Annotated in this window: 17 protein-coding genes; 8 read left to right on the top strand and 9 right to left on the bottom strand. The window is 73.9% G+C overall.

Annotated features, from left to right (window positions below; genetic code table 11):
* Positions 1-153 precede the first annotated feature (153 nt).
* On the top strand, positions 154-753 hold the full coding sequence (locus tag FB558_RS36600; RefSeq protein ID WP_142061804.1) for a hypothetical protein: 600 nt from the start codon (positions 154-156) through the stop codon (positions 751-753).
* 115 nt (positions 754-868) lie between these two features.
* Here FB558_RS36600 and FB558_RS36595 read toward each other — a convergent pair whose 3' ends face one another.
* Positions 869-1,474: a TetR/AcrR family transcriptional regulator gene (locus FB558_RS36595; protein WP_142061801.1), complete on the bottom strand. Its 606-nt coding sequence runs from the start codon at positions 1,472-1,474 to the stop codon at positions 869-871.
* Between the two features lie 94 nt (positions 1,475-1,568).
* Between FB558_RS36595 and FB558_RS36590 the strand changes: the two genes are divergently transcribed.
* Positions 1,569-2,009 (top strand): nuclear transport factor 2 family protein, encoded by a 441-nt coding sequence (locus tag FB558_RS36590; RefSeq protein WP_142061797.1) that lies wholly within the window; start codon positions 1,569-1,571, stop codon positions 2,007-2,009.
* On the top strand, positions 2,006-2,842 hold the full coding sequence (locus tag FB558_RS36585) for an NAD(P)H-binding protein (protein WP_142061794.1): 837 nt from the start codon (positions 2,006-2,008) through the stop codon (positions 2,840-2,842). The genes FB558_RS36590 and FB558_RS36585 overlap by 4 nt, the downstream gene beginning before the upstream one ends.
* A gap of 199 nt (positions 2,843-3,041) precedes the next feature.
* On the opposite strand, the gene FB558_RS36580 is transcribed toward FB558_RS36585, so the two are convergent.
* Positions 3,042-3,539 carry a hypothetical protein gene (locus FB558_RS36580; protein ID WP_142061791.1) on the bottom strand — a complete coding sequence of 166 codons (498 nt, stop codon included), beginning with the start codon at positions 3,537-3,539 and terminating at the stop codon, positions 3,042-3,044.
* On the opposite strand from FB558_RS36580, the gene FB558_RS36575 reads away from it, so the two are divergent.
* A complete protein-coding gene (locus FB558_RS36575) occupies positions 3,529-3,804 on the top strand; it encodes an alpha/beta fold hydrolase (protein ID WP_142061788.1) in 276 nt (91 codons plus the stop codon). The two genes, FB558_RS36580 and FB558_RS36575, sit on opposite strands and share 11 nt — an antisense overlap.
* A gap of 30 nt (positions 3,805-3,834) precedes the next feature.
* Here the strand turns inward: FB558_RS36575 and FB558_RS36570 are convergent, their stop codons facing one another.
* The gene (locus tag FB558_RS36570) at positions 3,835-5,919 is read right to left on the bottom strand and encodes an ATP-dependent Clp protease ATP-binding subunit (RefSeq protein ID WP_246107016.1); all 2,085 of its coding nucleotides are present in this window, start codon (positions 5,917-5,919) and stop codon (positions 3,835-3,837) included.
* A gap of 118 nt (positions 5,920-6,037) precedes the next feature.
* On the opposite strand from FB558_RS36570, the gene FB558_RS36565 reads away from it, so the two are divergent.
* Positions 6,038-6,778 carry an enoyl-CoA hydratase gene (locus FB558_RS36565; protein WP_142061785.1) on the top strand — a complete coding sequence of 247 codons (741 nt, stop codon included), beginning with the start codon at positions 6,038-6,040 and terminating at the stop codon, positions 6,776-6,778.
* A gap of 9 nt (positions 6,779-6,787) precedes the next feature.
* On the opposite strand, the gene FB558_RS36560 is transcribed toward FB558_RS36565, so the two are convergent.
* Both FB558_RS36560 and FB558_RS36555 read right to left on the bottom strand, forming a co-directional pair.
* Entirely contained in the window at positions 6,788-7,318 is a 531-nt protein-coding gene (locus tag FB558_RS36560; RefSeq protein ID WP_142061782.1) for a flavin reductase family protein, read from the bottom strand.
* Position 7,319: 1 nt separating this feature from the next.
* Complete coding sequence (locus tag FB558_RS36555) at positions 7,320-7,922, bottom strand: superoxide dismutase (RefSeq protein WP_142061779.1); 603 nt, start codon at positions 7,920-7,922, stop codon at positions 7,320-7,322.
* A gap of 136 nt (positions 7,923-8,058) precedes the next feature.
* On the opposite strand from FB558_RS36555, the gene FB558_RS36550 reads away from it, so the two are divergent.
* Positions 8,059-8,748 carry a DUF2306 domain-containing protein gene (locus FB558_RS36550; protein ID WP_142061776.1) on the top strand — a complete coding sequence of 230 codons (690 nt, stop codon included), beginning with the start codon at positions 8,059-8,061 and terminating at the stop codon, positions 8,746-8,748.
* A 31-nt stretch (positions 8,749-8,779) separates the two neighbouring features.
* Here the strand turns inward: FB558_RS36550 and FB558_RS36545 are convergent, their stop codons facing one another.
* A complete protein-coding gene (locus tag FB558_RS36545; RefSeq protein ID WP_142061772.1) occupies positions 8,780-9,652 on the bottom strand; it encodes a LysR family transcriptional regulator in 873 nt (290 codons plus the stop codon).
* Positions 9,653-9,785: 133 nt separating this feature from the next.
* Here FB558_RS36545 and FB558_RS36540 point away from each other — a divergent pair, with 133 nt between their 5' ends.
* Entirely contained in the window at positions 9,786-11,078 is a 1,293-nt protein-coding gene (locus tag FB558_RS36540; RefSeq protein ID WP_211367077.1) for an MFS transporter, read from the top strand.
* A 57-nt stretch (positions 11,079-11,135) separates the two neighbouring features.
* Here the strand turns inward: FB558_RS36540 and FB558_RS36535 are convergent, their stop codons facing one another.
* Positions 11,136-12,140, bottom strand: coding sequence for an acetylxylan esterase (locus tag FB558_RS36535; RefSeq protein ID WP_142061769.1), 1,005 nt, complete (start codon positions 12,138-12,140; stop codon positions 11,136-11,138).
* Positions 12,141-12,248: 108 nt separating this feature from the next.
* Positions 12,249-12,683 carry an STAS domain-containing protein gene (locus FB558_RS36530; protein ID WP_142061765.1) on the bottom strand — a complete coding sequence of 145 codons (435 nt, stop codon included), beginning with the start codon at positions 12,681-12,683 and terminating at the stop codon, positions 12,249-12,251.
* A 154-nt stretch (positions 12,684-12,837) separates the two neighbouring features.
* On the opposite strand from FB558_RS36530, the gene FB558_RS36525 reads away from it, so the two are divergent.
* Positions 12,838-13,050, top strand: a complete 213-nt coding sequence (locus tag FB558_RS36525) for a hypothetical protein (protein ID WP_142061762.1) — start codon at positions 12,838-12,840, stop codon at positions 13,048-13,050.
* Between the two features lie 45 nt (positions 13,051-13,095).
* Here the strand turns inward: FB558_RS36525 and FB558_RS36520 are convergent, their stop codons facing one another.
* On the bottom strand, positions 13,096-13,563 hold the full coding sequence (locus FB558_RS36520; RefSeq protein ID WP_142061759.1) for a DoxX family protein: 468 nt from the start codon (positions 13,561-13,563) through the stop codon (positions 13,096-13,098).
* Positions 13,564-13,631: the final 68 nt, after the last annotated feature.

Below are 13,631 nucleotides of genomic sequence, written 5' to 3'. Positions count from 1 at the left end.
GATCGGTCTGCGGCTGTTCCTCGACTCCAGCGGGCAGAATGCGGTGGGCCCGATGTTCGCGATGTCGGTGCTCTCGCTCGTGCCGGTGTTCCTGTTCTTCCTGGTGTTCCAGCGGCTCATCGTCGACGGCATCAACACCAGCGGGATCAAGGGGTGACCTCGGCGGTGCCCGCGCCGGCTCGGGGTTGGAAAGAACAGCTGCGCCGGGTCGGGGAGCTGTGCCTGCTCGGCATCGTCGCGTTGCTGGCGAGCATGCCGGTCGTGACGATCGGGGCGGTCGTGGCCACCCTGTCCACCGCCGTCGGGCACTGGGCCGACCACGACGACCTGCCGGCGTGGCGGGCGATGGGCGCGGAGTTCCGTCGCCGGTTGCTGCCCGGGGTGCCGGTCGGTCTGGTCGGGCTGCTCGCCACGCTCGTCGTCGTGCAGCAGGTGGCCTGGCTGCGCGACGGCGTGGTGCCCGGCGGCGGGATGGCGCTGGCCGCGTTCGGCCTGGCCACCGCGTGCCTGCTCGCCGTGGTGCTGCTCGCCGTGCCGCGGCTCGCGGACGGCGCGTCGTGGCGCGCCGCGCTCGCCGAGGGCTGGACGGCGCTGCTGCGGGCGCCTGCCGCGGCGCTCGCCGCGCTGGCCGTCACGGGCGTCGCGGTCCTGCTCGCGGTGACGCTGCCCGGCGTGGCCCTGGTGCTGCCGGCGTTGCTGGTGCTGGCCCTGCACGCGGTGCACCGACGGCTGGTGCTGCCGCGCACCGGCTGATCGGGCGTCCGGAACCTGGTCGCGCCACGCGGGGTCAGAACCAGGTGGTGCGGCGCGTTCGAGCCGGTCGTGGAGGAGGACTCCAGGTCTCGGCGTGATGGCAGCAGTGGCGCGGTCATGGGCGTCCTCCCTGCAGGGCGCGCAGCACGAGGTCGGCGAGGTGGTCGAGGTAGCCGGGCTCGAGCGGGGCCCGCCGCACCGAGAGCCGCCAGTACACCGGCGCGGCGAGCAGGTCGAGGGCCATCTCGAAGTCGGTGTCGGCCGGCAGCTCTCCGCGGTCGATCGCACGCCGCAGGACCCCGGCGCCAATCGCTCGGCGCGGATCTCCGATCGCGGCCCGCACCGCCTCAGCCACGTCCGCGTTGCGCATGCCCTCGGCGGCGAGGTCGGGGAGGATCCGGGAGAAGCGCGGGTGGGTCAGCCAGTCCAGCAGGGCGCGCAGGACGGCGTCGAGGTCGGCGCGCAACGAGCCGGTGTCGGGCACCGTGGCCAGCTCGAGGCTGAAGTCCGACAGGACGGCCATGACCATCTCCTGCTTGGACGGCCAGCGCCGGTACAGGGCGCTCTTGCCGACCCCCGCCCGGCGGGCGACGGCTTCCATCGAGAGCTTGCCGTATCCGGTTTCGGCCAGCTCGTCCAGCACAGCCTCGGTGATCGCCGCTGTCACGTCGGGCTGGAGGACGGCTGCACCGGTCGGCGTCCGCTTCTGGGTCGTTCCCATGGTCGCCGAGTATGGCATGGACGGAACGGTCCCGTCCCGCTACTGTCTCGTCGGGACGGGGCCGTCTCGTTCATTCGTAGAGAGGAAGTGTCGGATGACAAGGGCACTAGAAGTGGTCGAGCGGGCGCTGGACCTGCTGCTCGCCCACGACATGGCCGGGTTCGCCGGTCTGTGGGCCGTCGACGGGACCCTGGAGTTCCCGTTCGCGTCCGAGGGGTACCCGCAGCGGATCGACGGGCGCGCCGCGGTGACGGAGTACATGCGCGGCTACACCGACCACATCGCACCGCGGGTGATCACGAGCCAGACCGTGCACCAGAGCGTCGACCCGGAGGTCGTGGTCGTGGAGTTCGAGGTGGAAGGCACCGCGGTGCGCAGCGGATGCCCCTACCACATGCGGTACGTCTCGGTGATCACCGTGCGCGATGGCGAGATCGTCGGCTACCGCGACTACTGGAGCCCGCTCGCGGCCGCCGAGGCACTCGGCGGCGGGAACGAGCTCAGCGAGTTCGGCGAGTCGGGCGGTGACCGATGACCGTCCTCATCACCGGCGGCACCGGGACCACCGGCAGCCGGGTCGCCGCCGCCCTGCGCGGGCGCGATGTTGCCGTGCGCATCGCGAGCCGTCGGCCCGCGGCCGGGCAGGTCCATTTCGAGTGGACCGACCCCGCCACGCACGCGGCCGCGCTCGATGGGGTGCGCGCCGTCTACCTGGTCGCTCCGGTCGGCGTCGCCGACCCCGCACCGATCGTGGCCCCGTTCCTCGACGAGGCGCGGGAGCGCGGGGTGCGACGGGTGGTGCTGCTCAGCTCGTCGGCGGTGCCCGAGGGTGCGCCCGGCCTGGGCGAGCTGCACCGGATGGTGTGCGCGAGCGCGCCCGAGCCGACGGTGCTGCGCCCGTCCTGGTTCATGCAGAACTTCCTCGGCGACCACCCGCACGCCTACTCCGCGCGCACCGAGGGTGAGATCGTCACGGCCACCGGCAGCGGGCGGGTGGCGTTCGTCGACGCCGGCGACATCGCGGCGGTGGCCGCGCAGGCCCTGTCCGGCGGGGAGCCCCACGTCGGGGAGTACGTGCTCACCGGGCCGGAGGCGTTGAGCTACGCCGAGGTCGCCGCCGTGCTGACCGAGGTCACCGGCCATCCCGTAGGGCACCGGGCGGTCGAGGTCGAGGAGCTCACCGCGCGACTCGTGGCCGCGGGCTACCCGTCCGATTTCTCCGCGATGCTCGCCGGCCTCGACGCGGACGTCGCCCGCGGTGTCGAGGACCGCACGACATCCGCCGTGCAGGACGTCACGGGACGCCCGCCGCGGTCGTTGCGCGAGGTCGTGGGGGACGCCCACCTCTCGGCGGGGGTGGCGCGGTGAGCCTGGTGTTCGCGCGGAACCCGCAGTACGAGTAGGAGCTGCTGCGGGTCATGGGGCAAACGCCCTCCGGCGCCGCTGAGATCGGGGAGTGCCTGGCCACCGCCCGTCGAGGTCCTGGAGATCCCCTACGAGAGGGTGACCCTGCCCGGCTACTTCTTCTCCTGCGGCGCCGACGAGCCGCGGCCCGTGGTCGTGGCGCTCAACGGGTTCGACGGTACCGGCGAGGAGATCTGGTCCATGGTCGGGCGCCGCCGGGCAGGAGCGCGGCTACCACGTACTCGCCTTCGAGGGCCCGGGGCAGGGCCAGGTGATCCGCGAGCTCGGGCTGCCGTTCCGCCCGGACTGGGAGCACGTAATCGGCCCGGTGGTCGACCTCGCCGCCGCCCGTCCGGACGTGCGGGCCGACCGGATCGGGCTGCTCGGGATCAGCATGGGCGGGGTGCTGGCCCCGCGCGCGGCGGCCTTCGACGACCGGATCGCCGCGGTCCTCGCGTTCGACGGGGTGTACGACATGGCGACGGTGCCGCTGGACTACGTGCTGCGTACGCCGCCCGGCGAGCGCGACGCGATGCTTGCTCGGCTGCGTGCGCCGCAGGACCCGGAGCTCGACGAGCTGATCGAGCGTCGCCATCGCCGAGGACGGCACGATCCGCTGGTTCTCCGAGCGCGGCCGCTGGGTGATGGGTGTGCCCACCACGCGCGCGCTGTACGCGCGCTGGGCCGACTTCACCGTCGCCGACGGTGTCGCCGAGAAGATCACGTGCCCGGTGCTGGTGGTCGACGGCGAGCACGACCAGACCCTGGACGGGGAACCCGCGCAGCTGCTCGCCCACCTCACCGCGCCGGCCACCCACCTCGGGTTCGACGCCGGCTTCGGGGGTGCTCTGCACAACCAGGTCGACGTCCTGCGCCGCGCCGCGGGTGCGATCTACGACTGGCTGGACGACGTACTGGCTCCCTGACCCACCAGCGGGCGTGATCCGCCTCGTCCGCTACTGCGGCGCCAGCACGAGCCCGCCGTCGTGCACGTCCACCACCACGCGGCCTCCCGTGCCCAGTTCCTCGCTGATGATCAGCCGCGACAGCGCGCGGTCCACCTCGCGGGCGATCGTGCGGCGCAATGGCCGGGCGCCCAGCTCGGGCTCGTGGCCGCGCTCGGCGAGCCAGTCGACGGCGGCCGGGGTGACCTCCAGCGCGATGCCCTGCGCCCGTAGCCGCTCTTCCGTGCCGGCGAGCAGGAGCGTGGTGATCTGCCGGAGCTCGGCGCGGTCGAGCGCGGAGAACAGCACGATGTCGTCGATCCGGTTGAGGAACTCCGGGCGGAAGTGCAGCCGCGTCACCGCGAGCACGCCCTCGCGCACCTCCTCGACGGGGCGCCCGGCGGCGCCGGCGGCGAGCACGCGTTCCGCGCCGAGATTGCTGGTCATGATCACGACGGTGTGGGTGAAGTCGACGGCGCGCCCGTGGGCGTCGGTGAGGCGGCCGGCGTCGAGGACCTGCAGCAGGGTGCCGATGACGTCCGGGTGCGCCTTCTCGATCTCGTCGAGCAGGAGCACCGAGTACCGGGTGCGGCGCACGGCCTCGGTGAGCTGGCCCGCGTCGTCGTAGCCGATGTGCCCGGGCGGAGCGCCGACCAGCCGCATCGCGCTGCTCCGGTCGGCGTACTCGCTCATGTCGAACCGCAGGAGCGCATCGGCGCTGCCGAACAGCGCCTCGGCCAGCGCCCGGGCCAGCTCGGTCTTGCCCACCCCGGTCGGGCCGAGGAACAGGAACGAGCCGACCGGCCGGTCCGGGTGCGCGAGCCCGGCCCGCCCGGCCCGCACGGCGTCGGCGACGGTCTCCACGGCGGCGTCCTGCCCGACCACGCGGCGGTGCAACAGCGCCTCCAGGTCGAGCAGCCTGCGCCGCTCGGCACCGGTGAGCTGCGCGACCGGGATGCCGGTGCTGTCGGAGACCACGCGGGCCACGTCGTCGGGTCCGATCTCGACACTTCCGCCGGGACCGGCACCGCCCTTGCGGAGGTCGGGTCCGGCCGGCCCGGCGACTCCCAGCGCGGCCTCGGCCGCCTCGATCTCGCGGGTGAGCAGGTGGGCGCGTTCGAAGTCGTCGGCGTCGACGGCGACCTCCCGGGCCCGCCGCAGCTGCTCCAGCTCGTCCTGTCCGGCGCGGGTCTCCCCGGAAGGACCCTCGTCCGGGGTGCCCGCGCGGATCCGGGCCCGCGAGCTCGCGCGGTCCAGCAGGTCGATGGCCTTGTCGGGCAGGAACCGGTCGGGCACGTACCGGTCGGAGAGCTCGGCCGCGGCCGTGAGCGCCGCGTCCGTGATCCGCACGTCGTGGTGCTGCTCGTAGCGCGGCCGCAGGCCGCGCAGGATCGCGATCGTGGCCTCGACGCTCGGCTCGGCGATCGGCACCGGCTCGAAACGGCGCTCCAGCGCGGCGTCCTTCTCGATGTGGCGCCGGTACTCCTGCACCGTCGTGGCCCCGATCAGCTGCAGCTCACCGCGGGCGAGCGCGGGCTTGAGCAGCGTGGCGGCGTCCATCGCGCCGCCCTCGGCGGACCCGGCGCCGACCACGGCGTGCAGCTCGTCGACGAACAGCACGATGCCGCGCTCCGCGGCGACGACCTCGTCGATCACACCGGTGAGCCGCTGCTCGAAGTCGCCGCGGTAACGGGTGCCCGCCACCATCCCGGCCAGGTCCAGGGCCACCACCCGGACGCCGCGCAGGGCCGCCGGCACGGCGCCGTCGGCCACCCGCTGCGCGATGCCCTCGGCGATCGCCGTCTTGCCCACGCCCGGGTCGCCCACGAGCACCGGGTTGTTCTTCGTGCGCCGGGCCAGCACCTCGAGCACCTGGTCCACCTCGGCGTCGCGGCCGATCACCGGGTCCAGCACCCCGCGGGCGGCGTCCGCGGTCAGGTCGCGGCCGAAGCGGTCGAGCCTGGGCGTGCGACCACCGGCCGCGGGAGGTCGCCCTCCGGCGCCGCCCATCGTGTCGCCGAGCGTGCTCTCGAGGTTGCCGATGAGCCGTTCGAACAGGTCGTCGAAGGGCCCCGGTCCCGGTCGGTCCTGCGGCACGTCCACCTCCTCCGCGCCCGGCCGCCCACGGCGGCGCGACGGGCGCTGCCCCCGATGGTCCTCCGTTCCGGGCCGCGGCGCCGCTCCCAGTAGCGTCGCGGGCCGGGAGGAGGCCACGATGACCGACGCGACGATCGACCTGGCCTGGCAGGACCGGGTTGCGGTGATCACGCTCGAGCGTCGCGAGAAGCGCAACGCGCTCGACGCCGCGATGTGCGACCGGCTGCGGGAAGCGGTGGGCGCGGCGCTCGACGGCGGCGCGCGGGCCCTCGTGCTCACCGGCGGCGGCACCTGTTTCTGCGCGGGCGCGGACCTCGACGCCGTCGCCGCCCCGGAGTTCCACGCCGCCCACGCCGCGGTGCTGCGCGCGCTGGCCGAGGCGCCCGTCCCGGTGATCGCCGCGGTGAACGGCCCCGCGATCGGCGCGGGCACCCAGCTCGCGATCGCCGCCGACCTGCGCGTGGCCGCGCCGGAGGCGGTCTTCGCGCTGCCGACCGCGCGGCTCGGGCTCGCGGTCGATCCGTGGACGATCCGGCGGTTCGCCCAGCTCGCCGGCGGCGGCGCGGCCCGCGCGGTGCTGCTGGGCTGCGCGCGGCTCGACGTCGAGGAGGCACACCGGCGCGGGCTGGTCGACCGCCTCGGCGGCCGCGACGTCGCGCTCGCCTGGGCCGCGGAGGTGGCGGAGCTCGCCCCGCTCACCCTCTCCTACTCCAAGCTGGTGCTCGACGGTGCGGGCACCACCTCCGACGCCGGCCACGCCGAGCTCGACGCCTACGCGGCCTGCTGGTCGAGCGCGGACGCCACCGAGGGCCTGCGCGCTCGCTCCGAGCGTCGCCCGCCCCGGTTCACCGGACGCTGACCGGCACCGTCACGGCGGGTCGGGCAGCACCGGCCCGAGCACGTGGAAGCCGCGGTCGTGGTGCAGCAGGGGTGGGCCCTTGCGCCCCGACGAGCGGATCCCGACGACCTCGGCGGTCACCACCGTCGCGTCTCCGACGGCGGCGCGGGCCAGCGGGCGGCAGCGCAGCGCCGTGGGCGCCTCCGGGAACCACGGTTCACCCGTCGTGAGCGGCGTCCACCCGGTGCCCGGACCGAACCGGTCCGCGCCCGGCGTGGCGAAGCGTCGGGCCAGGTCCACGTTGCGGGCCTCCAGCAGGTGCACGAGGAAGGAGCCCGCGGCGAGCAGCCCGGCGGCGGCGCTGCTGCGGTGCGACACCGACACCACGAGCGCGGGCGGCGCCAGCGACACCGACGCCACCGACGACGCGGTGAGCCCCACCGGCCCGCCGGCGCCGTCGCGGGCGGTGACCACGGCGACGCCGGCGGGGTGGTGGCGGAAGGCGTCCCGGAACGCGCTCGCGAGCAGCCCCGCGTGCTCCGCCGTCCCGGTCGCGGTCATCTCAGGCCCCGCGGGCCTCGCCGAGGCGCGTCTGCGCGTCGGCCCAGTTCACGACGTTCCACCAGGCCTTCACGTAGTCCGGCTTCACGTTCTTGTACTGCAGGTAGAAGGCGTGCTCCCACATGTCGAGCATGACCAGGGGGATCTGGCCGGCGGGGAGGTTGGCCTGCTGGTCGTAGAGCTGGTGGATGAGCAGCTGCTGGCCGAGGGTGTCCCAGCCGAGGATGGCCCAGCCGGAGCCCTGGATGGTGGTGGCGACGGCGGTGAAGTGGGCCTGGAAGGCGTCGAAGGAGCCGAAGTGCTCGTCGACGGCGGCGGCGAGCTCGCCCTGGGGCTTCCCGCCGCCGTCGGGGGAGAGGTTGTTCCAGAAGATCGAGTGGTTGACGTGGCCGCCGAGGTTGAAGGCGAGGGTCTTCTCCAGGCCGACGATGGCGCCGAAGTCGCCGGACTCGCGGGCGGCGGCGAGCTTGTCGAGGGTCTGGTTGGCGGCGGTGACGTAGGTCTGGTGGTGCTTGGAGTGGTGCAGCTCCATGATCTCGCCGGCGATGTGCGGGGCGAGTGCGCTGTAGTCGTAGGGCAGGTCGGGCAGCGTGTACCGGTCCATGGAGCGATCCTCGGACCTCGACCCGGGTTCAACTCAAGCCGAGCATGGCGCAGATCACCGCCTACGCCACGGGGAGTACGCGGGGCGCATCCGCCGGGACGACGACACCTGGGTCGGTCCCGCGCAGGATCGGGGCATGGACCTCCAGGTGGCGCCGCGGGTGCCCGCGCTCCTGCGACCGCGGTGGGTCTGGCTGATGCTGCTGGTCGCGGTGGCGGCGGCCGCGCTGATGGCCCTGCCGTACGTGTTGCTCGACGCGGGGTCGAGCCGGATCGCGGTCGACGGCGGCCTGCACTACGGGCTCCTGGTGGCGCACATCGCCACCGCGACCGTGGCGCTGGTGCTCGGGCCCTTGCAGTTCGTGCCCGCGATCCGGGCGCAGCGGCGGTGGCACCGCCGGATCGGGCGGGCCTACCTGCTGGCGGGGGTGCTGCCGTCGGCGCTGACCGCCGTGCCGGTGGCGCTGCTGTCGGGCCGGCTCGTCACCCAGGTCGGGCTGGTCGTCCCGGCCGTCGGGTGGGTGCTGACCGCGTGGCTGGCGGTCCGCGCGATCCGCCGCGGTGACGTCGTGGGGCACCGGGCGTGGATGACGCGCAACTACGCCTTGACCTTCCTCGCCGTCACCGCGCGGATCCTGGTGCCGCTGGTGCTGCTGACGATGCTCGCCACCGGTGCCGTCGCCCGCGCCGACGCGGCCGCGACCGCGGCGTCGCTGATCCCCGTGGGCCAGGTCATGGGCTGGGTGGTGAACCTCGTGGTCGCGGAGGTGCTCATCCGCCGCGTGATCGGCGGTTCGGTGCGCTCACGGTCGCGGCGACCGCGGTGAGCCCACCGAACCGCCGATCACCGCACGCGGGTCAGGTGGTGGTCGTCAGGCTCGCCGGGCCGCTCGCCAGAACGGCCGCCGCGAGCGCCTTCGTGGCCGGGCGGTCCTCGGTGCGCGGGTTCGTCAGCAGGACGAGGTCGATGTAGCCCAGCTCGGGGAGGCGGTGCTGGGGCCCGAGCGGGGTGAGCTGCACCGGGACGAGGCTGCTCGCCAGCGCCGAGATGCCGATGCCCGCGGCCACCGCGCCGATCATCCCGTTGACGCCGCGGCAGATGCAGGCGCTGCGGTAGGCGGTGTTGGCCCGCTGCAGGGCGTTCTCCATCGCGGTGCGGCTCAGGCTGGGGGCCGGGTAGACGACGAGGGGGAGCGGCTTGCTCGCGTCCAGCCGCGTGGCGGCGGTGCCCACCCAGACGAGCCGGTCGCGCTTGACGAGCTGCCCGCGCGGCTCCCCGCGCGGGCGCTTGCCCACGAACAGGTCGAGGCGGTCGTTCTCCAGCCTGCGGTGCAGCGAGCCGCTCTGGTCGATCGAGAGGTCGAGGTCGACGAGCGGGTGGTCGCGGCGGAAGTCGCGCAGGATCTGGGGCAGGCGCGTGAGCGCCAGGTCGTCGGACATGCCCATCCGCAGCCTGCCGTGCGGGCGCACGCCGCTGAAGTAGTTCGACGCCTGCTCGTGGGCGGCGAGGATCGACCGGGCGAACCCGATCATGGCCTCGCCGTCGGGGGTCATCGAGACGCTGTGGGTGTCGCGGTGCACCAGCACCCGCCCGGTGGCCTCCTCCAGCTTGCGCACGTGCTGGCTCACCGTGGGCTGGCGGATGCCCAGGCGCACCGCGGCCTGGGTGAAGCTGCGCGTCTGGGCCACCGCGAGGAACGTCTCGAGCTGGCCCGGGTCGTACGTCGTCATATTGTCCCGTAATAACAGTTAGTCGGCTGATCGTTCTTCACAATACGTCACGGCGAGGGGATCCTGGGAGCCGGACATTTGTGCCGCAAGCTACGAAAGGTTTTCCGTGACAACGGCTCCGGCCGACATACCCGTGAGCGGGACCACTTCCACCGTCGACCCCACGCCCGCCCGCCGCCGCGCCTCCGCCTTCGGTGCCCTGCGCGTCCGCAACTTCCGCATCTACCTCAGCGCTCACGCCGTGGCCAGCACCGGCACCTGGATGCAGAACATCGCGCTGGAATGGCTGGTCCTCGAGCTCTCCGGGAGCCCCGTCGCCGTGGGGATCACCATGGCGTGCCAGTTCCTGCCGATGCTGCTGATCGGGATGTACGGCGGCGTGATCGCCGACCGCTACCCCAAGCGGACCGTCCTGATGATCACCCAGACCGTCAACGGCCTGCTGGCCGCCACCCTCGCCGTCCTGACGATCGGCGGGCACGTCCGCGTCGAGCACGTCTACGCGTTCGCGCTGGTCGCGGGCCTGGTGTTCGTCGTCGACAACCCGACGCGGCAGGTGTTCGTCAACGAGGTGGTGTCCGCGCGCTACGTGCGCAACGCGATCGCGCTCAACGCCGCGGTCTTCCAGACCACCCGCCTGGTGGGCCCCGCGGTGGCCGCCGTCCTGATCAGCACCGTCGGCACGGGGTGGGCGTTCGCCGCGAACGCGGTGTCCTACCTCGCCCCGCTGGCGGGCCTGCTGATCATCCGCACCGCCGAGCTGCTGCCGACCCCGCCGCTGGCGCGGGCCCCGGGGCAGATGCGCTCGGCACTGCGCTACGTGGCGGACCGGCCGCACGTGGCCTGGACGATCGTGCTGGTGGGGGTCGTCGGCACCTTCGGCCTGAAGTTCCCGGTGGTGCTCACGGCGATGGCGACGGAGACCTTCGGCGGGACCAGCGACGGCGGGGCCCAGCTCTACGGCCTCTTCAACGTCGTGCTCGCGGTCGGCTCGATCGCCGGCGCCCTGTTCGCGGGGGCGCGCACGCACACCCGGCTGCGCACCATCGTCCTGGCGGGCGCCGCGTTCGGCGTCGCGCAGGTCGCGGCGGCGCTCGCGCCGGGGCTCGGGACGTTCCTCGCGGCGCTGGTGGCGATGGGCGCGGTGAACCTCGCGTTCCAGGCCATGGCGAACTCGTCGGTGCAGTCGTGGGTGGACCCGGAGGTCCGCGGCCGCGTCATGGGCCTCTACATGCTGGCCTTCGTCGGGGGGACCCCGCTCGGCGGGCCGGCCGTCGGGTGGATCACCGACGCGTTCGGCGCCCGCATCGGCATGGCCGTGTGCGGGCTGCTCCCGCTGCTCGCCGCGCTGGTCGTGGCGGGCGTGCTCGCCCGGCACGCGAGGGCGCAACGGTCCGCGGCGCCGCCGGTCGCTCCCGCGGTCTGATCACCGCCGATCGGGACGTGCCCCGCGCGGGTGCGGCGCACGTCCCGATCGCGGCGGTCACGGCCGGCCCAGCACGCCGTTCAGCCAGCGGATCTGGGCCTGTCGCTGGTAGGACTCCCCGCCCTCGTGGTCGTTGAAGCGGTAGACCTCGATGTCCTTGCGGACGTCCGGGCGTTCGCCGGCGTAGTGGTTGCTGCCGTAGTGGTTGTAGGCCGCGTACACGGTGGACGGGGGGCAGACCAGGTCCATCAGCGCCACCGAGAACAGGCTCGGGGCGGTGGCGCGCTTGGCGAAGTTCACGCCGTCGACGTAGGACAGCGTGTGCAGCACGTCGTCGACCCGGGGGCGGTGCACCGCGAGGTAGCGCGTGATCTCGGCGAACGGGTCCTTGTCGCAGATGTCCAGCGCGCGGGCGAAGTGGCAGAGGAACGGCACGTCCGGCATGACCGCGACGAGGTCGGGCACCAGCCCGGCCACGGCGAGGGTGATCCCGCCGCCCTGGCTGATCCCCTGCACCGCCACCCGAGCGGGGTCGACGCCGGGCAGCGTGCGCACCGCCTCGACGGCGCGCACCGCGTCGGTGAACACGCGGCGGTAGAAGTAGGTGTCCGGGTGCTCGATGCCGCGCGTCATGAAGCCCGGGGTGCTCGGGCCGGAGCCGTGCGGGTCGCCGGTGCGGCCACCGCCGCCCCAGCGCGCGCCCTGGCCTCGGGTGTCGACGAGCAGGTGCGCGTAGCCCGCGCTGGCCCAGCGCAGCGACTCGCCGGGCAGGTCGCGGCCGCCGTTGTAGCCGATGAACTCGACGACGGCGGGGAGCGGGCCGTCCACGCCGCGGGGCACGGTGAACCAGGCCCCGACGCGGTCGCCGCCGAACCCGCGGAAGCTCACGTCCCGCACGGTGGTGGTGCGGTAGGGCGTGTCCACCTCCGCCGCCTCGACGTCCAGGTCGTGCGTGCGGGCCTCGGCGAGCGTCTTGCTCCAGAAGTCGTCGAAGTCCACGGGCTCGCGGACCGAGGGCCGGTACCGGACGAGCTCGTCGAGTGACAGATCGGAGAGGGCCACGGGTCTCCTGTCGCGTGAGGGGAAGGCAAGACCGCACCTTGGAGCCCTACTGCTGTTCTGCCCGCCGGAAAACAGCAGTACGGCTCCAAGGTGCGGGGGTGAGGGGCGTCAGAGGTCGGTCAGGGCGGCTGTCAGGTCCGCGTGCAGGGGGAGGATCTGCTGCAGGTTCATCGTCTCCCACGGCCGGATCACCGCGGTGTTGCCCGGCGGGGCCACCAGGCGCAGGGGCGGCAGCGGCCGCGGAGCCTCGGTGCGGTAGCCGGCGCCGCCCGTGGGCGCGGCGGTGCGGGTGGCGAGCTCGGCCAGCGTGCCGAGCCCCGAGGAACCGAGGAAGCTCACCCCGGACAGGTCGACGACCACGCCGGAGAGGTCGGGCCACTGCAGCGTCGCGTCGACCGCCTCCATCAGCTCGCGCGCCGTCTGCAGGTCGAGCTCGCCGGTCACGGTCACCACCGCGGCCGAGCCGACGCGCGTGGTCGCCAGCGTCATCTCCTCACCCGGCTCGTCCGGTGTCGCCGGTACGCCGCGCTCGCCATCGTTCATCGCAGCACCGTATCCGCCGCACCGGGGCCGCTGCGACGCAGTCTGCGACGGACGCCCGGCTACCGCCGGTGAGCGGTTCGCCCGTGGGTAGCCCGTCCGGGCGGCCTGCGCCCCGAGCCGTGTACTGCTGGGGTGCTTCGGGGTAGCCGATCACGTGTGGATCTCGCTCGCCGTCCCTCTCGCGGTCCTGCTGGCCGCGGTGCTCCTGCAGAGGCTCGAGGCCTCTCTCTTCAGCACGCCCGAGGCCGACGAGCATCCCAGCGACGCCGGCGTCGCGCCGCTGGCCCTGGTGCCCCCGCCACCCGAGCCCCCGCAGCCGCGCAGGCGCCGCTCGCCGCACTCGCCGACGGCGCGGGCCACCGCCTGAGCCTCGCCGCATGAGCCTCGCCGCATGAGCCTCGCCGCCTGAGCCTCACGGCGCGGCCGGAACGGGGAGGGCGGCGCGCCGGGTGCGCACGTGGTGCGCGACGACGGCGAGCGTCGCGGCGAGGAACACCAGCTGCATGGCGGTGCGCGGCAGCAGCGGGGTGCTCGTGCCCTCGAGCGCGGCGTGCACGTTCGCCGGGAACATCGCGACGAGCAGCGCGGTGAGCCCGCCTGCCGCCCAGGGCGCCGTGCGGTGCGACAGCAGGGCGGCGGCGCCGGCGAGCTCCAGCACTCCCGTGACCGTCACGAGCAACCCGGGTGCCGGGAGCGCGGGCGGCACCATCGCGATCAGCTCCTCCCGCATGGCGACGAAGTGCACGACGCCGGTGAGCGTGAACATCGCCGCGAGCCCGCCCCGGACGGCGACGGGCCATGGCCGCAGCGAGCGGACGCCCGCGGCCCCGGCGGCGAGCAGGACGGTGGTGACGGCGATGAGCGTGACGAGCGGTTCCATGGGACTCCTCGGTTGGTCTTGGCACTGACAAGATGGACGATCGGAGTGCATCTTGTCAATGGAAAGAC

Origin of the sequence: Pseudonocardia kunmingensis (genome assembly GCF_006716445.1) — a bacterium.
Lineage (GTDB): Bacteria > Actinomycetota > Actinomycetes > Mycobacteriales > Pseudonocardiaceae > Pseudonocardia > Pseudonocardia kunmingensis.
Note: the sequence above shows the minus strand (reverse complement) of the source record. Positions and strands in the feature narration are given on the sequence as shown.